Genomic DNA, 18,315 nt, shown 5'->3' on the forward strand with positions numbered 1-18,315 from the left:
AAACAGCCGTATACAAAATGTGTGATACCGTTTGGATAAAATATTAACGGTATAAAGATACTCCCAATGTAGTTATAAATAAGGTATTGAGCAAATTGCTTAACTTGAATTAATTGTTTGTATAGAAGATAATTATTAAAATATAGTTTATAAATCGCCAAATTTTGCATTGGTTAATAAGGCTAAATCAGTTGGTGAGAGTGCTATTTCTATGCCTCGTTTTCCGGCGCTTACAAAAATAGTATCAAAGAGTAAAGCACTGCTATGAATAAACGTAGCTAGACGCTTTTTTTGTCCAAGCGGACTCACCCCTCCTAAAATATAACCGGTACTAACTTGTACTTTTTGTGGGGCAGCCATAACTACTTTTTTAGCACCACATAATTTGGCTAACTGCTTTAAGTTAACTTGTTGGGATACAGGCGTTACGGCAACAATCAGTTGCCCTTCATGTGTTTCAAGTACTAAGGTTTTAAAGACTTTGTCACTATTGAGGTTAAGTTTTTCAACAGCCTCAGACCCATAATGGCTATTATTCTTATCATGCTCATAACTGAGTACTTCAAAGGGGATTTTTTGCTTTTTAAGTAGATCTATTGCTGGAGTCATGCTGTTTCATCTTTTTTGTTCACAGTAACAAAAATTAAGTTTAAAGCAAAAAAAACGACGCTAAAAGCGTCGTTTTTTTGTTCATAATAATTTAAATTTATTTAGTTAAATCATCAAAAAACTTTTTAACACCATCAAAAAAGCCTTGCTCTTTAGGACGGTTTTTCGAGCTATCTGTGCCCATGCTTTCATCTAACTCTTGAAGTAGTTCTCGTTGACGCTCGTTAAGATTAACTGGCGTTTCGATTACCACTTTACAAATTAGATCGCCTTGTGCACCACTGCGAACAGACTTAACACCTTTGCCACGCATACGGAACATTTTGCCCGTTTGAGTTTCAGAAGGTATTTTAAGCTTTGCTCGACCATCAAGTGTTGGCACCTGAATTTCGCCACCAAGGCCTGCTGTAGTAAAGCTAATTGGTACTTCACAGTATAAATTGTTCGCTTCACGTACAAATATTTCATGCTCGCGAACCGATACTTGCACGTACAAGTCGCCCGATGGCGCGCCATGCATTCCGGCTTCGCCTTCACCCGTTAAGCGGATACGGTCGCCTGTATCAACGCCAGCTGGAATTTTAACTGAAAGCGTTTTAGTTTTTTCTACGCGGCCTTGTCCATGACAACTGTTACAAGGATCTGAAATAATCTGACCTTGTCCCTGACATGTAGGACACGTTTGCTGTACAGCAAAGAAACCCTGGCGCATTTGTACTTGGCCAGCACCATGACAAGTAGTACATGTTTTAGGTTTAGAACCCGCTTTAGCACCACTGCCATCACACGGCTCACAGCCAACCCATGTAGGTACTTTAATTTCAACTTCTTTACCACGAACAGCTTCTTCTAAGCTTAAGTCCATGTTGTAACGTAAATCAGATCCACGTTGTTGACGAGATTGACGTCGACCACCGCCGCCACCAAAAATATCGCCAAATACGTCGCCAAATACATCACCAAAGTCGCCATGTCCGCCACCAAAACCACCGTGACCGCCACCGCCGCCTTGTTCAAACGCTGCGTGACCATGTTGGTCATACATTTGACGTTTTTGACCGTCAGTTAAAATTTCGTAAGCTTCTTTAACTTCTTTAAACTTAGTTTCAAGCTCTTTATCACCTGCGGTACGGTCTGGATGATATTTCATCGCTAAGCGTTTATACGCTTTTTTTATGTCTCGCTCACTCGCATCTTTGCTTACGCCGAGGACTTCGTAATAATCGCGTTTTGACATATATATCACACTACTCTTTTCTGTTTGCAGCGTGAGCTGCTGGATAAACCGATAAATCGCATCGATTTATCATTGAATTTTTAAACCTTAAATACATGCAAAAGGCGCGACAAGCTATTGCTCGCGCGCCTCAATTGTTCATCCTAACCTAAACACCTAACTGAGTTAAGTACTTTTGGTCAGCGAGAAGCGTTAGCAACAATTACTTGTCGTCTTTCACTTCTTCGAACTCTGCATCAACAACGTCGTCGTCTTGCTTAGTTGACTGTTGTTGCTCGCCTGCATCTGCTGAACCTTGCTGAGCTTTCGCTTGAGCAATTTCCATTAGTTTTTGAGACTTTTCAGCAAGAGCTTGAGTTTTAGCTTCAATCTCTTCTTTATTGTCGCTCTTAATTGCAGCTTCTAAATCTACAACAGCAGCTTCAATCGCTTCTTTGTCTTCGCTTGGTAATGCATCGCCAGCTTCTTCAATTTGCTTGCGAGTACCGTGAACTAGAGCATCAGCTTGGTTACGAGCAGCTACAAGTTCTTCAAACTTTTTATCGTCTTCAGCATGTGCTTCTGCGTCACGAACCATTTTTTCAACTTCTTCATCGCTTAAGCCTGAAGATGCTTGAATTGTAATTTTTTGCTCTTTACCTGTATCTTTATCTTTCGCAGATACATGTAAGATACCATCGGCGTCAACATCGAATGTTACTTCGATTTGCGGTGTACCACGTTGCGCTGGACGAATACCTTCTAGGTTAAATTGGCCTAGTGATTTATTGTCGCTTGAACGTTTACGCTCACCTTGTAACACGTGAATTGTTACAGCAGATTGGTTATCTTCAGCTGTTGAGAATGTTTGCGATTTCTTAGTAGGAATCGTCGTGTTTTTCTCAATTAATGCAGTCATTACTGAACCCATTGTCTCAATACCTAGAGATAATGGAGAAACATCTAGTAATAGTACATCTTTAACGTCACCAGCAAGTACACCACCTTGAATCGCTGCGCCTACTGCAACTGCTTCATCAGGGTTAACGTCTTTACGTGGCTCTTTGCCAAAGAAATCAGCAACAGTTTTTTGTACTAGAGGCATACGTGTTTGGCCACCAACAAGAATAATGTCGTTGATGTCGCTTACTGATAAATCAGCGTCAGCAAGTGCACGTTTTAATGGCTCTAGAGACTTCATTACTAAATCTTCAACTAGTGACTCAAGCTTAGCACGTGTTAGTTTCACGTTCATGTGCTTAGGACCAGATGCATCAGCAGTTACATACGGAAGATTTACTTCTGTAGACTGTGCAGATGAAAGTTCGATTTTTGCTTTTTCTGCAGCTTCTTTAACACGTTGCATTGCAAGAGGATCAGTTTTTAAGTCTAAACCTTGATCTTTCTTGAATTCAGCTACTAGGTAGTTGATTACGCGGTTATCGAAATCTTCACCACCTAAGTGCGTGTCGCCGTTTGTAGCTAGTACTTCAAAAGTGTGCTCGCCTTCAACTTCATCAATTTCAATGATTGATAAATCGAAAGTACCGCCACCTAAGTCATATACTGCAACTACGTTTTCGCCACGGTTTTTATCCATACCGTAAGCAAGTGCCGCAGCAGTTGGCTCATTGATAATACGTTTAACTTCAAGACCCGCAATACGACCAGCATCTTTAGTAGCTTGGCGTTGTGAATCGTTAAAGTATGCAGGTACTGTGATTACGGCTTCAGTTACTTCTTCACCTAAGAAGTCTTCAGCTGTTTTCTTCATTTTTTTCAGTACTTCAGCAGAAATTTGTGGTGCAGCGCGTTTTTCGCCACCCGCTTCTACCCATGCATCGCCGTTATCAGCTTTAATAATTTTGAACGGCATGATGCCGATATCACGTTGAACTTCTTCGTCTTCAAAACGACGACCAATTAAACGCTTAATTGCAAATAATGTATTTGTCGGGTTAGTAACCGCTTGACGTTTAGCAGATTGACCTACTAAAGTTTCTCCGTCTTGCGTATAAGCAATAATAGACGGGGTTGTGCGATCGCCTTCCGCGTTTTCAATAACACGTGCTTTGCCACCATCAAGTACTGCAACACAAGAGTTTGTAGTACCTAAATCTATTCCAATAATTTTACCCATGAAATCTCTCCAACTTCAATATTCGTTAAACGTTCGATGACTAGTAAATAGGGTTGCTCCAAACTTATTTCAACTGTAAAAATGAAAAAAAATTCATTTTTTGTGATTTATTTACAAAATAACCCTAATAATTGTAAGGAATGGTGATTTTTACACCGCCAGGGATGCTTTTAATTACTGGTCTGACTAGTGGCGTTGTGTTATAAATTTATTAAATCGCACTATAAAAGGACATCTTCATGCATTTTGAGCAACTACTTCAACAAGCGGAAAAAATTGGTCAAACCGAAAATACAGAACAATTAAATAATACAATGCAATTTCCAGAAAACTGGTGCCAAGGCAGAACTGCTTTTGGTGGGCTTTCAGCCGCACTGCTGTATCAAGCAATCAGAGGTAAGGTAACGAATGATCGTCGCTTACTTTCGCTTAGTACTAATTTTGTAGGACCATTAATTGCCGATACTCCTTTTTCTTTGTCCGTTGAAATATTGCGCCAAGGTAAAAGCAGTACACAGGTACTCGCCAAAGCAATTCAAAATGAACAAGTGTGCGTAATTGTACAAGCGTGTTTTGCTAAAAGTAGAGAATCGGGTATTAATGTGCCTGTTTCAAAATCTTTGGGTTTAAAGCCGGTAGACGAGCGCCATACACTACCTTTTATAAAAGGTCAGATGCCTGAATTTTTCCAACATGTTGATTTATGCCCGCAGCAAGGCGCGATGCCATTTAGTAGTGCAGAAACGTCTCACCTGGGTGGCTGGATGCGCTTTAAGCAAATCCCAGAACACATAACTGAGGCTCATGTTATTGCATTAACAGATGCTTGGCCGCCAACACTTTTACAAATGTTTAAACAACCCGCTCCTGCAAGTAGCATGTCGTGGTATTTAGAATTTGTGCAAGAGCCAAACTTAACACCTGGAGAATGGCTGGGCTTTGAAGCAATTACTCATCATTCTAAATATGGCTACGGTTTAGAAGATGGCTGTATATGGTCGCAGTCCGGTGAACTCATTGCGCTTACACGCCAAACCGTGGCTTTATTTGATTGATGAATAGGTTTGGCCTTCATCAACAATACTTTTATAAATACCATTTTGCTTGATGAGCGCCAAACCAATGTCAAACTCAGTAGCTAAAGCGAGGTTATTAAAATAAGCAGGTCGATCGGCTTTTGGAAATATAGTATAAATTTGAACAGCGTCAGGGGATTTATGTTGATTGTAGTAATAGTAAAAAATACGCTTATCTAGCACAATTACATCAACCCAACCTTTTAACAGCTTATCTACCTGCGCTTTTTGATTAATAACCTCTTGATATGAGCTAAAGTGTTTAACATTCCTTTTAAATATAGGAGGCAGATATGCTGTTGCATTTTGAAAAGCAAGAACGTTTTTATTAAACATGCCTTCTATTTTATCAATGTTATATTTATTTCGCTTGAGTGTAATAGCTACATTTTCATAACTAAGTACCGTCTTACTTGGATAAATACCAGCACTAATTCCTCCAGCATAATTTAAAAGTATATCTACTCCTTTATTATGTAATTGATGCTCAGCGCGTTTATTCGACATATATTGCACATTAATATTGGCAAATCCATTGGCCTTTAACGCGGCTTTTATTAAATTTAGGTGTATACCCGAGTCCGTTTTTACAAAAACATAGGGTGGAATTGATGCGCTCGCAGCGATGATTATCTCTCGCTCTTTATTAATAGCCACAGCATTTTGCGAGCAAACAAAGAGCCACATTAATATGTAGTAAAAATAATATTTCACACGCTTCCTTTATATAACGAACAGCTTGATGGCAGAACGCGTTGTATTAATGTATTAAATATAGCAAAATTGAAGAAATATTCTTCTTGCTTGGTATTAAATTGCAAACTGTATGCCCCTGCTGCGATCTGATCATAGATATACCTCGCATAATCGCAAAACAAATGGCGATATGCCCGCATTGTCACCACAAACTTTGCGAAGCCGATGTTAATCACGACAGCCGAATTGTCGCGCTGAGCTTTAGCGCTCTATTAATGCTGCTGAGTAGTATGTTTTATCCTTTTATTTCTTTTAGCAGTAGTGGTATTACTCAAACTATTACACTGCCCGACGCTGCTCGAATTTTATTTAATTACGACAGTGAGCTTCTTGGCTTATTTATTGATTTGAGCATTATTGCTCTGCCTATGGGTTTGCTTCTTATTTTAATTCCTTTGCATCTTGGGCTTTTAAAAACATTACCAGAGGGCATAGCAAGGCGACTACTAAAGTTCACCCTTGCGTTAGAGCCCTGGATTATGTCGGAAATATTTTTAATTGGCGTACTTGTTAGTATGGTTAAAATCATGTCGCTGGCTGATATTAGCTTTGGCACGAGTTTTTGGGCTTATGTGGGGTTTGTTATTTTATACATAGCTGCGCTCGTTCACTTAAATCGCCCGCGCTTATGGGCTCAAATAAAGCCAGTAAGAATACTCGAAGGCGCAGAGCATGCTAAGCGTGCTATAGATGAGAACATTAAAGCTTGCCATGTGTGCCATCAACTCTGTACGGGTAACATTTGTCAGCGTTGCCATACTAAAACACACGTCAGAAATCCTTATAGCGTACAAAAAGCAGCAGCTTGGCTAATTACTTCTGTCGTTTGTTATATTCCAGCTAATATTTTACCGATTATGCATACCACGAGCTTGGGAGATGAATCGCCTTCGACTTTAATTGGTGGCGTAATTACACTTTGGAAAAGTGGCTCCTACCCTATTGCCGCTATTATATTTTTAGCAAGCGTTGTGGTGCCACTTGCTAAAGCTTTTGTACTCAGCTTTTTATGCTTTATGGTAACAAGGCCTGCCAATAGGCATACTAAAAGTTACACCCGGATTTATCAACTTACTGAATTTATTGGAAAGTGGTCGATGATAGATGTATTTGTGGTTGCTATTTTAGTTGCCTTAGTTCAGCTGGGTAATTTAATGTCAGTAACTCCAGGATTAGGCATTGTATTTTTTACAGTTATGGTAATATGCCAAATGATGGCTGCCCATGCCTTTGACCCACGCTTATTGTGGGATTCCCCTAAAAACAAAAAATCAGAGAACAAAGCATGACCGAAACTGCCGAAATAACAAAAGAACCGAAAATTTCCGCTATCTGGATCATTCCGGCAATTGCGCTTTTAGTGGGCATGTGGATGTTATACCAATACCAAGCTAATAAAGGCCCTACAATTTTTATCGAGATGCCACAAGCCGAAGGCATTATTGCAGGTAAAACTGAAATAAAAGTGCGCAGTGTAAAAATAGGTCAAATTGACCATGTTCGACTATCAGACACCCAAGACAGCGTTATTGCCCGCGCGCAAATAGATAAAAATTATAACGAGCTACTGACTGACGATGCCAAAATTTGGGTCGTTAAACCACGCATTGATGAGACAGGTATTAGCGGAATGAGCACGCTATTGTCTGGTGTATATTTAGAGTTTTCACCAGGTGAAAGTAAAGAGCTAAAAGAGCGTTTTAAATTACAAGACGAACCCGCCCTCATTGGTAAAGATGTGAAAGGTGGCCGTTTCAAATTAATGAGTTACAACGCTGAAGTGCTTGATGTGAGTACCGGTATATTTTTCAAAAATTACAAAATAGGTCAAATAGAAACCGCCACTTTTGATTGGGAAAACCAGGCAATGAAGTACGGCGTATTTATTAAAGAACCATATCAAAACCTGATCACCATGAACTCTATTTTTTGGGTGAACGCAGGGATTGAAATTGACCTATCTGCCGATGGCATCAATATTAATACGGGCTCTTTGAGTAAGCTTTTAAAGGGCGGCATTTCGGTTGGCTTACCTGAGCAGCAGGCACCAGGTGAAATAGCACAAGATGGCCATAGCTTCTCATTAAGCCAAAGCTATAAAGAAGCGCTAGAAGAGCGTTTTTACGACTTTGATTACTACCTAATTGAATTTGAACAATCAGTTCGAGGACTACGCACTGGTGCGCCTGTAGAATATAGAGGAATGCGTGTAGGTACTGTTGTTGAAACTCCTGCCAATGTAATTATTGACGGTAAACCTGCCCACTTTAGAAACCATAATACGGCGGTTCCGGTGCTTATAAAAGTAGAGTACGGACGCTTGTATCACGACAGTGCTTCAGCTAAAGAATATTGGCAAGGTAGTTTAAAAGGCTGGATTGAGAGTGGTATGCGCGCTTCATTAAAACCGGGCAATTTATTAACGGGTGCAGTGTACGTTGATTTTGATATATACCCAGATGCACCAGAAGCCCACCTAGGTAAACTTGTGCAATATGATGTTTTTCCGAGTGTTTCTAGCGGCATAACCGTATTAGCAGACCAAGTCTCTGACGTACTTAATAAAGTAAATAACCTAAAAGTTGAAGATAGCTTAGAACAAATGCAAGCCACATTTACCGATTACCGAGCGCTTGCTAATGAAATGCGAGAGCTGCTAAGTCAAAAAGATACGCAAAACTTACCAGGCGACTTTAACCGTAACTTCGAAAAGATGACAAAAAGTATGGAACAATTTGAAGTAACTATGCGCCAATTTGATAAAACCATGGCCAGTTACCAAGCAGGTTCTGAACTTCATCATCAAATACAGCAAACATTAAAAGAGTTTAAACGTTTAAGTGAGGGCCTACAGCCTTTAACTCGCGGATTAAACGAGCAACCTAATATGCTAATTTTTGATAAATCACTACCAGCAGATCCAAAACCAAGGAAGCAATAATGAAATCGTTATTTTTAACTGCAAGTTTATTATTACTATTGGCAGGTTGTAGTTCATCAATACAAACTGCCACACAGTATTATCAGTTTGAGCAGCCTATTGGTGCATCGTCTCGAAATGTAACAGATACAGACGCACAACTAAGAATACAAACCGTTGTACTCAGAGGTGCTTTAAATAATTTAGGTATTGCTATGAAAATAGACAGTAACCAAATACATGCTGCTAATTACAACTTGTGGGGCGAATCGCCGGATGTAATGCTCACTGCAACAGCCCAGCAAGCGCTTTTTAATGCTATGCCAAATTGGATGGTAATAAAGGGCTTACCGGTCATTACTGAACTCGATCAACAAACATTTTATGAACTTGAGTACGAAATTCACCACTTTAATGGCGATATGGAAGGTAACGCTGATATTTCAGGACTTTGGCGTTTATATTACACACACCCTGAAACAGGCCGACGTCTTATAAGTATTCATAATTTTTCGCAATTGGTCCCTATTGATGATGACGGTTATGACGGTTTGGTTTCGACACTTGAAGCAACATGGCTAAATATAAACCTAAATGTTGCAAAACAAATAGAACAAGCAAGACTTTAATCATTAAGTGAAAATATAATAACGGCGGTTTTATCATTATTGATAACCGCCTTGCCCTCAATTTTAAAGCCCAATTTTAGCAACACAGTCTGCGAAGCCCTATTCTCTGGTGATGTTATTGCACACAGTTTTGTAATTCCAAATTTATGCTATGTTGCAAAAGTGCGGTAGCCGCCTCAAAAATATAGCCCTTTTTTTCAAAATCGCTTACAAGTGCAAAACCTAAATCAGGTTGTTGTAACGCTGCTCGTTTATAAAACCCAACCACGCCAACCACTACACCATTATGCAAAGTAATAACGTAAGGCCCAAAGCCTTGGTATTTATGAGAAGCAATAAATGACTGATTGATGTATGACTTAGCATCATCAAGAGTATAAATTGCTTTATCGCCAATGTGCTTTATAAAACTAGCCTGATTAACTAATTTTAGCAGCACAGCTGCATCACTTGCATTTGCATGGCGCAACAACAGTCGATTTGTTTTAAATACTGCGTTCAATATAAGTTCCTCTAAAAAACTTTGTTTAGCACGTAACTTTTTGTTGACTGGAATTAAAAAGCAGATTATTTTTGCGCCGATGTTTTTACAGGCACAACAATAGCGGTTTGCACTCCTTGCACCGTCTGGCGCCAAAGCCAACGCGTTTCACTTAAGCTGCTATTTAACATAACTGTTTATGTGTCCCTCCCACGCGTACAAAAGCAGTGACTTGGAAAATGATTTAACAACAAACTTATCATCTTCTTTGTTTTTGTATAAGCAGCTTGAAAATTAATTTAATTTTTATGCATGCTTTTAATTTTGTGAATACTTAAATGCTTGAACCTTCTGCGTTGAGTTTACTACCACCGTTAGTGGTGGTTGTATTGGCTGTTGTATTACGCCGCCCTATTTTATCTTTACTTATTGGTGCTTTAGTTGGTTTAGTCTTAGCCGATCCTGCACAAGTACTTACTAACTTTGCGAGTACATCGCTAAAAGTGATGACAGACGAAACCATCGGCTGGCTAATACTTGTGTGTGGTGGTTTTGGCGCTCTTATCGCGCTATTAGTGCGTACAGGTGGCGCATCAGCTTTTGGTAAGTTAGCTCTTAAGTACACCAAAGGTAAGCGTTCATCTTTGTTTATGACCTTTTGCTTAGGTGTGGTTATTTTTATTGATGACTACTTAAATGCCCTTACTGTGGGTGAAACAATGAAACGCATTACCGATAAATTTAAAGTTAGCCGTGAAATGCTAGCTTACGTTGTTGACTCAACAGCTGCACCAATTTGTGTGCTTGTCCCTTTATCTACCTGGGCGGTATTTTTTGGTGGTTTACTCGTAGATAACGGTATTGCTGAAGAAGGCAAAGGGATTGCTGTTTATATTCAAGCTATTCCGTACATGTTTTACGCGTGGTTTGCAGTGCTTGTTGTTTTACTTGTTGTGTTGGGTGTTATTCCTGCGATTGGTCCAATGAAAAAAGCAGAAAAAATGGCGCAAATTGAGCAAGCTCAAGTCGATCCAGCTCAATATAATAACGTTCAAACAGCAGATGAGTACGCAGTAAAAGCAGCTGAAGAAAACTTTGAAGATGCCGACCCTAAAGGTAAATTACGTAACTTTTTAGTACCTATTATTTTACTAGTCGCATTTACTGTTTACTTTGAAATAGACGTATACAAAGGCTTATTAGCAACAATGGCGGTCACTCTCCCATTTTATGCGCTACAAAAATTAATGAGCGTAAGTGAAATGATTGAGCGCATGCTTGATGGCTTTAAAAGTATGATCCCCGCTATTGGTACTGTTATAGCGGCGTTTATATTTAAAGATGTATGCGACTTAATTGGTTTGCCTCAGTTTGTTATTGGCAGCTTAAGTCCTTATATGACCGCAGCATATTTACCAGCCGTGGTATTTATTTCAATGGCTATTTTAGCGTTTGCAACGGGGTCTAGCTGGGGTATTTTTGCTGTATCAATTCCGATTGTTATGCCACTGGCAAATGCAGTTGATGCAAACATACCGCTGGTCATTGGTGCGCTATTATCGGCTTCTTCTTTTGGTAGCCAAGCGTGTTTTTACTCAGATTCAACGGTGCTCGCAGCGCAAGGCTCTGGTTGTAATTTAATGAGCCATGCCGTTACACAATTGCCTTACACGCTAATTGCTGCGGCATTAGCTGTTATAGGCTTTTTAATAATGGCTTAAATATTATACCAATCCGCAATAATACTTAATCATTTTACGGGGCTAAACGTGTCGCTACCTGAGTTAAAAAATTTTCATTTAGAACAACTAAATAGCAAATTTTTGCCTAGCTATCAACACGTTTTTCCATCCTCAAAATAGATCACTTAATTAAGCGAATTGGTATTATTAGTAAATATAGTGAGATAAATAATAAACCCCAATGTAGCAATACATTGGGGTTTATTTTTAGCTGTATAAATAAAGCTTATTTTTGTAGTTTAATACCATTGTAATAGGCATCAAGCGTTGTGATTTTAGTTTGATTTGGTAAATCGGCAAAGTCACTTTCTATAAACTTAGTACCGCGTAATTGCACATTTAAACGTGCGGCATTAGGATTAAGCATTGTTTGCTTGTAGTAGTCTTTTATATCTGCAAGCGTTACTTTTTCAACTTCATCAATCAGCTTTTGCTTAGAATCAAAGGTAAAGTTTTCACGGTACCAATCGTTTATAAGTGGTCTCATTTCGTCACTTAAGTTTTTAGGTTGCTCTTTAAGTGATACTAGGGTTGAGTTTTTAAGCTGCTCAAAAGTCTCTTCGCTCATGTTATCAAGTTCAACTGCGTATTCTTTTTTAAACTTATCAAAACGAGCTTGTATTTCTTTAGGACCTTTAACCGGTGTTTGAATATACAAACCAATTGCAGAGTAACCCTCGATTGGGCGCGCTAATGCACCTACTGCATACGCAAGTTGCTCCTCAGTACGCATTTTATCAAACGCAACTGTTCTAAAGTGACTTTGTAATACAGCCGCTTCTGCTTTTTGTCTGTAACCCGCAACTGGATGAACGGTCATATCAACTACAGCTACATCAGCTACATCAATATCTTTTTGCAGTACCAGCGTTTCGCCAAGTTGAGGTAACCAAGCTTTGCTACGCGCAAATTCACTGCGTTTATGGTTACTTGGTAGTGTTGCGCTTAATTCTTCTGCAATCGCGTCTATATCTTGCTGATTATAGTTACCGTAACTAAATACGCGTAAATCGTTTTGTGCAAACGTAGCTGTTTTTAATTGTGCTAAGTCGGCAACACTCAGTGAGTCAGCGGCTTTAATAAGCGCCTCTGTATCAAATCCACCTGTACGCGTTAGTTTTGAGTACTCGCCAAATGCTTGTGCATACGGAAACTGCTTTTGTTGGTTTAGTAAATTACGTTTAAAGCGATCTACTGCTTGGCTAAATGCTTGCGCTGTTTCATCGGCTTTTAATCCGGTTAAAGCTTGTTTAAGTAATACATCTTGTTTATCTGTAAAACCACTCATAGATAAAACAAGGCCATTACTCGGCGCGAGGCTTACACTCATACCAGCGATTGCTGCTTCGGTACTTAACTGACTTTGTTGAATATTGTATAAATCAGCCCAAACAGAATAAAGTACTTCTGCTTTAATATCGTTTAAACCTGGTTGAGTATTTATATAAACTTCAACAAGCCCTTTTGGCTGCTCTGCAAATTTTTGACTTGCTTGGCGCCATACTTTTACACCATTTTTATCGTATGCAAGCTCAGGGTGTTTTTGCTCTTTAAAGGCTTGAGTTTTTATTGCAAAATTTTCAGGTAATAAATTATTTACAGTTGGTAGTGCTAGCTTAAACTCGCTTGGTTTTTTCCAGCTGGCAATTTCATCATCGCTAATATCACTAATGCGGTATTTGCCGTCGTAAAAATGTAATTGCGAGTCTGTCTCTTCTTGCTGCGATACATACCAAATACGAAGGGTATCGGCATTTAACTGCTCAAGTACCTTGTTTACAGCGTCAGCGTCAAACTTTGCATAATAATATGGCGCATTAATAGCGTGATTTAACGGATAATCTTGCATGCTTTGTGTAAGCGAGCTTACATAATTAAACTCATCACCTTTTTCTAAAAACTTAAACTGGTTGTTTAGTGATGTACGAATTTCGTTGAAGTATTTGCTATCAACGCCTTCGTTTTTAACTAAATCGATGTACTGCATGATAGTTGCAACTATTTCATCACGATTTTTCATGCCTTCATCTGTAAGCTCTACATTTACGTTTAACGAACCGTAATTACCATATTGATTTGGTGCAGCTGAAGCTGACAACTGAGATACCCACCCTTTGTCACGAAGTAGTTGCGCTGGGCTGCCTGGCATTTCATTACTTAGTAGATACGCTACAAATCGGTTTGGTTTAAGCGCAAATTCGCTATTATTATTAGCAATGGTGAAATCAAGTTGTAGCTGTTTTACATCTTCATTTGGTGCATAAAACACGCGTTTTCCGCCAGCGTTATCAAAATCAAGTTTTGCAGTTACTGCTGGTTTTTCGATATTTTTATTTTTTATATCTGCAAAGTATTTTTGCGCTTTTTGCTCCATTTCAGCAATAGATAAATTAGAAATAAGCGCAACTTTCATAATATTTGAAGAGTAATATTTATTATAAAAATCAACCGTTTCTTTATGAAGTGAACTGTTTTCTTTATCGCCAAGCGTTTCTAGGTTACCAATTAAAAAGCGATTAGCGGGGTGATCGCCCATCATTTTTCGCGCGAGTTTAAATTGACCAAAAAAGTCCATTTCGCGGCGCATTGACCACTCTGCGTTTACTGCATTTTTTTCTTTGTCTGTGTATTCTGGGTATAACTTAGGTGCTTTGAAAAAGTCAGAAAAACGGTCTAGCCCTTCATCAAACGCGTCGTTATTAATTTTAAACATGTAATTAGTAATATCGAGCCACGTATACGCATTGTGCGCGCCACCATTTTTGGTCATAAAATCAGAATACCCTTTTGTGTCTGGGTAACGATCTGTGCCTAAAAACAGCATGTGCTCTAAATAATGCGCCATACCTTGTTGCGACATCGGGTCGTGTAGTAAACCAACCCCAACGCTTAGTGCTGCTGCTGATTTTTCAGCACCTGGATCTGACACTAAAATAACTTCAATGTCGTTTGCCAGCTTAAGTGTTTTATATTCGCGGTTATCGTTAGGGCTTACAACTAACGTATCTGATAATAAAGAGGCCTGAGGCGCCACAGAAACCGAAGCTGTATTTGAACAACCACTTAAAACTGCAAGTGCAATAGCACTAAAACCAATAATCTTTTTCATTTTTGTTTTCCATTAAAAAGTATTGCGCAAAATAGCGTGCGCCAATTCAAAGCAATATAGTTAAGCTAAACTAACATTTTCAATTAATAACTTTCTACAAAATAACGCTATTTTGTGTAACACATTGTGAAAAATGCCTTCATAATCGAATATTAGTTGCGAGTATGCCAATCTTCGAGATTAAAAATCATTCAATATAAAAAGATACACAAACTCTAAATAATAATAAGGAAAAACAATGGAAAAAATCATCATACTTGCCATGTTTTCACAAGTTACGCTTTCACTGGTTGTAATGCTCATTATGGGTAAAAGGCGCTTTGCAGCAGCTAAAAACAAACAGCTAGATTTAAGCGATTTTAAAACAATGCAGTTAGATAAGGCTGGCGACACTATTAGGGTTGCAGATAGAAACTTTTCAAATCAGTTTGAAATACCTGTACTTTTTTACGCGGGATGTTTACTTGCACTACAACTAAATAGCGCCAGTACACTTGTGGCTATACTGGCCTGTTTATTTGTAGCAACACGCATTGTGCATAGTGTTATTCATTTAGGTGAAAATAACGTACGCGCACGTTTTAAAGTATTTTTACTAGGTTGTATTTGTGTGTTTTCAATTTGGCTAGCTATGGTTTGGCGAGTATTACTTTAAATAGCAAAGTTTAATAATAGTAATGTGAAAGGTAATTTACGTCTGACACATTACTATTACATAAGATTTAATTATTTAGCACGTTTTAAACGAGGAAACACAAGTAAAAAAGCGCCTAAAAGCCACCCTAGCCCACCGCCAGAACTACTATCTGAACCTATTGCTGCACCTGAGTCAATTAACGTGTTTTCAGTTACAGTAAGACCAGCAGAAGAATTAGGATCATCATCCATAACGGTTACACTTTGAATAGTTACCAAATTAGCACTACTAATTGTTACATCAGTGCTTGCACATTGCTCAGCAGTTATATCAACAACGGGAGTTTCACCACAGTGCACTAAAGCAGCAATTTTATCTAAAGTTGATTGGCTCGCGGCAGTAATTTGTCCAAACACTGTAAAACCGCCATTTTGCGTATCTAGCGCTGCACTTCCTGCGCTGTTATTAGCCATATTAAAAAACCACTGACTTGTAGCGCTATTTTCATTGCCTGATAATTTAGCCATTGCAATGGTGCCTTTAACGTTTGAAAAAACAGGCTCATTTTCTACAGCTGGCTTTGTAGTAATCGCATCTAATGAATCAGAGTATGTAAATCCACCACCTTGAATAACAAAGTTACTAACAGAGCGATGAATTACTGTTTCGTTATATGAATCGTCTTGAACGTAACTTAAAAAATTGGCGACTGTTTTAGGTGTTTGTTGATCAAACAAGTTAATTTCTATGACACCTTGGCTCGTGTTCATTTCGACAATAGTGGCAGCACTTGTAAAGCTTACTGCAGCGAGTACTGAGCCAAGTAAAAGTTTTTTCATGTTATATTCCCGTTGTTATATTTTTTAGTTAATTGTTAATGTGTTAACACATTAATACCATAGGCGATTAAAATCGATTCTAAAGTGTGAGTTGATACAAATTAGACCGCGTTGATAACAAATTAATTACATATAGTGTTACTTATATTCTTTTTAGCTATATAAATCTAATCATTTAAAATTAAATCATCTTAAAAGCATACCTACTTTTTGTTACCTTTAAAAAACACAAAACAATAGGAACTGACAATGCAACATACTGAACACACAATTTGCGACTTTGGTTTACACCGAGGCGAAGCTTACACAAAACTACCCGCTAGCTTTTTAACGTGGATGATTGCAACAAACCATGAAAAATCTAAATATGCGAGTGAAGAGTTAAAGCGCAGAGAAACAGCTGCAACAAGCCGTAATTAAGGTAAAATGTAAATAAGTACGTTTTTTTCGCATAAAACTAGTTTAAACTAGCCGCTCAATAAATTAAGTGGGCCTTAATAGACAGGTATTTTATGCGAATAATTATTTTATTTTCAGTTTTTTTAAGCGTACTTGGGTGTACATCGGCAACTTCCGACCCAAGTGCAAGCAACTCTCCTGCAACTCAATATCTAACTGTACTTCATACGAATGATAACCATGGGCGCTTTTGGCAAAACGAAAAAGGCGAATACGGTATGGCCGCTCGCAAAACGTTAATTGACACATTACGCAATGAAGCTCAAAAGCAAGGTCATGCAGTATTACTTCTCTCTGGTGGTGATATAAATACAGGCATCCCTGAATCAGATTTACAAAAAGCAGAACCTGACTTTAAAGGTATGTCGCTGATTGGTTACGATGCGATGGCATTGGGTAATCATGAATTCGACAATCCTATTGATGTACTGAATCAACAACAAGAATGGGTAAATTTCCCTTTTCTATCAGCTAATATATTTGAAAAAGAATCAGGCGAACACGCGTTTGATAGCTACAAAATATTCAAAAAGAATGGCTTAACTATTGCTGTTATTGGTTTAACAACAACCGACACAGCTAAAATTGGTAACCCTCAATATATTGGGCACTTGGAGTTTAAAGACCCTGTTGATGTTACAGCAAAACTAGCTAAAGAAATAAAAGCTAAGTACAACCCAGACATTACAATCGCCCTGACTCATATGGGTCATTATGTTGATGCTAGCTTTGGTATTAACGCACCCGGCGATGTAACACTTGCTCGCTCACTTCCTGCGAACACGCTTGATATGATCATTGGTGGCCACTCTCAAGAACCTGTTTGTATGAGCGATAAAAATGTAAATGACGACAACTTTAAACCAGGTCTTGCCTGTAAACCGGACCAACAAAACGGTACTTACATTATGCAAGCCCATGAATGGGGTAAGTATGTTGGTAAAGCTGAGTTTAAGCTTGAAAACGGAAAATTAACGTTACTAGACTACAAACTGATGCCAGTTAATTTGTATGTAGATAAAGTACAAGCTGATGGCTCAACTAAAGAAGTATTAGCAAACGAGTACATTAAACCAGACTCAAAACTTGAATCTTATTTAGCGGTATACCAAGCAAAAGGCGCTAAACAAATTGAAGGTACCATTGGTGAAGTAGATGCTCGCTTAGAAGGTGACAGAAACAAAGTTCGTTACCAACAAACAAATCTTGCTCGCGTGATTATTCAAGCCCAAATGGACGTAGTAGGTGCTGATTTTGGACTAATAAGTGGTGGTGGTATTCGCAGCTCAATAGAAGCTGGTGAAGTAAGCTATAAAGATATTTTAAAAGTACATCCTTTTAAAAACCGTATTACTTATATGGATTGGCAAGGCAGCGATTTATGGGATTATTTAAATACAGTAACGAGCTTCCCACCAGATGCTGGCGCTTATTTGCAATACCATAAACTATCGTTTGAGCGTAAAAATAATCAGTTAGTTAATGTTGTTATTAACGGCCAACCTTTGAACAAAAATAAAACGTATAGAATGAGCTTAAATAGCTATAACGCGTCAGGCGGTGATGGCTATCCTGCGCTTACAAATAAAAAAGGCTTTGTTAGTACAGACGAAACAGATGCCCAAGCACTTCAAGATTTCATATCAAAAAACAGCCCTCTTAAAACGGCTGAATTTACTCCTAAATAGCCTCTAATAATAGG

Annotated in this window: 15 protein-coding genes; 8 read left to right on the forward strand and 7 right to left on the reverse strand. The window is 38.6% G+C overall.

What is annotated here, in order from left to right; genetic code table 11:
• Nucleotides 1-147: 147 nt before the first annotated feature.
• The 3 genes from ybaK to dnaK all read right to left on the reverse strand — a co-directional run bounded on the left by ybaK (nt 148) and on the right by dnaK (nt 3,965).
• Nucleotides 148-609 carry a Cys-tRNA(Pro) deacylase gene (ybaK, locus tag WNY79_RS01185; RefSeq protein ID WP_342874864.1) on the reverse strand — a complete coding sequence of 154 codons (462 nt, stop codon included), beginning with the start codon at nt 607-609 and terminating at the stop codon, nt 148-150.
• A gap of 97 nt (nt 610-706) precedes the next feature.
• The gene (gene dnaJ / locus WNY79_RS01190) at nt 707-1,846 is read right to left on the reverse strand and encodes a molecular chaperone DnaJ (protein WP_024598566.1); all 1,140 of its coding nucleotides are present in this window, start codon (nt 1,844-1,846) and stop codon (nt 707-709) included.
• A 202-nt stretch (nt 1,847-2,048) separates the two neighbouring features.
• Entirely contained in the window at nt 2,049-3,965 is a 1,917-nt protein-coding gene (gene dnaK / locus WNY79_RS01195; RefSeq protein WP_024598567.1) for a molecular chaperone DnaK, read from the reverse strand.
• A 239-nt stretch (nt 3,966-4,204) separates the two neighbouring features.
• On the opposite strand from dnaK, the gene WNY79_RS01200 reads away from it, so the two are divergent.
• The gene (locus WNY79_RS01200) at nt 4,205-5,020 is read left to right on the forward strand and encodes a thioesterase family protein (RefSeq protein WP_342874865.1); all 816 of its coding nucleotides are present in this window, start codon (nt 4,205-4,207) and stop codon (nt 5,018-5,020) included.
• On the opposite strand, the gene WNY79_RS01205 is transcribed toward WNY79_RS01200, so the two are convergent.
• On the reverse strand, nt 5,009-5,698 hold the full coding sequence (locus WNY79_RS01205; protein ID WP_342874866.1) for a transporter substrate-binding domain-containing protein: 690 nt from the start codon (nt 5,696-5,698) through the stop codon (nt 5,009-5,011). The genes WNY79_RS01200 and WNY79_RS01205 overlap by 12 nt on opposite strands.
• Nucleotides 5,699-5,919: 221 nt before the next feature.
• On the opposite strand from WNY79_RS01205, the gene WNY79_RS01210 reads away from it, so the two are divergent.
• Genes WNY79_RS01210 through WNY79_RS01220 form a run of 3 tightly spaced genes read left to right on the forward strand, consistent with a single transcriptional unit; the run spans nt 5,920 to nt 9,346 of the window.
• Nucleotides 5,920-7,086, forward strand: coding sequence for a paraquat-inducible protein A (locus WNY79_RS01210; protein ID WP_342874867.1), 1,167 nt, complete (start codon nt 5,920-5,922; stop codon nt 7,084-7,086).
• On the forward strand, nt 7,083-8,738 hold the full coding sequence (gene pqiB, locus WNY79_RS01215) for an intermembrane transport protein PqiB (protein ID WP_294122647.1): 1,656 nt from the start codon (nt 7,083-7,085) through the stop codon (nt 8,736-8,738). Before WNY79_RS01210 ends, pqiB begins: the two co-directional genes overlap by 4 nt.
• Nucleotides 8,738-9,346 carry a PqiC family protein gene (locus tag WNY79_RS01220; RefSeq protein ID WP_170071377.1) on the forward strand — a complete coding sequence of 203 codons (609 nt, stop codon included), beginning with the start codon at nt 8,738-8,740 and terminating at the stop codon, nt 9,344-9,346. The genes pqiB and WNY79_RS01220 overlap by 1 nt, the downstream gene beginning before the upstream one ends.
• Before the next feature lie 115 nt (nt 9,347-9,461).
• Here the strand turns inward: WNY79_RS01220 and WNY79_RS01225 are convergent, their stop codons facing one another.
• Nucleotides 9,462-9,848, reverse strand: a complete 387-nt coding sequence (locus WNY79_RS01225) for a GNAT family N-acetyltransferase (RefSeq protein ID WP_342874868.1) — start codon at nt 9,846-9,848, stop codon at nt 9,462-9,464.
• Nucleotides 9,849-10,165: 317 nt separating this feature from the next.
• Between WNY79_RS01225 and WNY79_RS01230 the strand changes: the two genes are divergently transcribed.
• The gene (locus WNY79_RS01230) at nt 10,166-11,548 is read left to right on the forward strand and encodes a Na+/H+ antiporter NhaC family protein (protein ID WP_342874869.1); all 1,383 of its coding nucleotides are present in this window, start codon (nt 10,166-10,168) and stop codon (nt 11,546-11,548) included.
• Nucleotides 11,549-11,795: 247 nt separating this feature from the next.
• On the opposite strand, the gene WNY79_RS01235 is transcribed toward WNY79_RS01230, so the two are convergent.
• Complete coding sequence (locus WNY79_RS01235) at nt 11,796-14,678, reverse strand: insulinase family protein (protein ID WP_342874870.1); 2,883 nt, start codon at nt 14,676-14,678, stop codon at nt 11,796-11,798.
• A gap of 238 nt (nt 14,679-14,916) precedes the next feature.
• On the opposite strand from WNY79_RS01235, the gene WNY79_RS01240 reads away from it, so the two are divergent.
• The gene (locus WNY79_RS01240) at nt 14,917-15,333 is read left to right on the forward strand and encodes an MAPEG family protein (protein ID WP_024598575.1); all 417 of its coding nucleotides are present in this window, start codon (nt 14,917-14,919) and stop codon (nt 15,331-15,333) included.
• Nucleotides 15,334-15,404: 71 nt separating this feature from the next.
• On the opposite strand, the gene WNY79_RS01245 is transcribed toward WNY79_RS01240, so the two are convergent.
• Nucleotides 15,405-16,154 (reverse strand): peptidylprolyl isomerase, encoded by a 750-nt coding sequence (locus WNY79_RS01245; RefSeq protein WP_076925641.1) that lies wholly within the window; start codon nt 16,152-16,154, stop codon nt 15,405-15,407.
• Nucleotides 16,155-16,403: 249 nt separating this feature from the next.
• Between WNY79_RS01245 and WNY79_RS01250 the strand changes: the two genes are divergently transcribed.
• Both WNY79_RS01250 and ushA read left to right on the forward strand, forming a co-directional pair.
• The gene (locus tag WNY79_RS01250) at nt 16,404-16,574 is read left to right on the forward strand and encodes a hypothetical protein (protein ID WP_182720648.1); all 171 of its coding nucleotides are present in this window, start codon (nt 16,404-16,406) and stop codon (nt 16,572-16,574) included.
• Nucleotides 16,575-16,666: 92 nt separating this feature from the next.
• Entirely contained in the window at nt 16,667-18,301 is a 1,635-nt protein-coding gene (gene ushA, locus WNY79_RS01255; protein WP_342874871.1) for a bifunctional UDP-sugar hydrolase/5'-nucleotidase UshA, read from the forward strand.
• The last annotated feature ends 14 nt before the right edge of the window (nt 18,302-18,315 follow it).

Origin of the sequence: Pseudoalteromonas sp. AS84 (genome assembly GCF_038900255.1) — a bacterium.
Lineage (GTDB): Bacteria > Pseudomonadota > Gammaproteobacteria > Enterobacterales > Alteromonadaceae > Pseudoalteromonas.

Coding starts and splice junctions, on each gene's coding strand:
- ushA (WP_342874871.1), top strand. CDS start 16,667: ATGCGAATAATTATTTTATTTTCAGTTTTTTTAAGCGTACTTGGGTGT.
- WNY79_RS01240 (WP_024598575.1), top strand. CDS start 14,917: ATGGAAAAAATCATCATACTTGCCATGTTTTCACAAGTTACGCTTTCA.
- pqiB (WP_294122647.1), top strand. CDS start 7,083: ATGACCGAAACTGCCGAAATAACAAAAGAACCGAAAATTTCCGCTATC.
- WNY79_RS01245 (WP_076925641.1), bottom strand. CDS start 16,154: ATGAAAAAACTTTTACTTGGCTCAGTACTCGCTGCAGTAAGCTTTACA.
- dnaK (WP_024598567.1), bottom strand. CDS start 3,965: ATGGGTAAAATTATTGGAATAGATTTAGGTACTACAAACTCTTGTGTT.
- ybaK (WP_342874864.1), bottom strand. CDS start 609: ATGACTCCAGCAATAGATCTACTTAAAAAGCAAAAAATCCCCTTTGAA.
- WNY79_RS01230 (WP_342874869.1), top strand. CDS start 10,166: ATGCTTGAACCTTCTGCGTTGAGTTTACTACCACCGTTAGTGGTGGTT.
- dnaJ (WP_024598566.1), bottom strand. CDS start 1,846: ATGTCAAAACGCGATTATTACGAAGTCCTCGGCGTAAGCAAAGATGCG.
- WNY79_RS01235 (WP_342874870.1), bottom strand. CDS start 14,678: ATGAAAAAGATTATTGGTTTTAGTGCTATTGCACTTGCAGTTTTAAGT.
- WNY79_RS01220 (WP_170071377.1), top strand. CDS start 8,738: ATGAAATCGTTATTTTTAACTGCAAGTTTATTATTACTATTGGCAGGT.
- WNY79_RS01210 (WP_342874867.1), top strand. CDS start 5,920: ATGGCGATATGCCCGCATTGTCACCACAAACTTTGCGAAGCCGATGTT.
- WNY79_RS01200 (WP_342874865.1), top strand. CDS start 4,205: ATGCATTTTGAGCAACTACTTCAACAAGCGGAAAAAATTGGTCAAACC.
- WNY79_RS01250 (WP_182720648.1), top strand. CDS start 16,404: ATGCAACATACTGAACACACAATTTGCGACTTTGGTTTACACCGAGGC.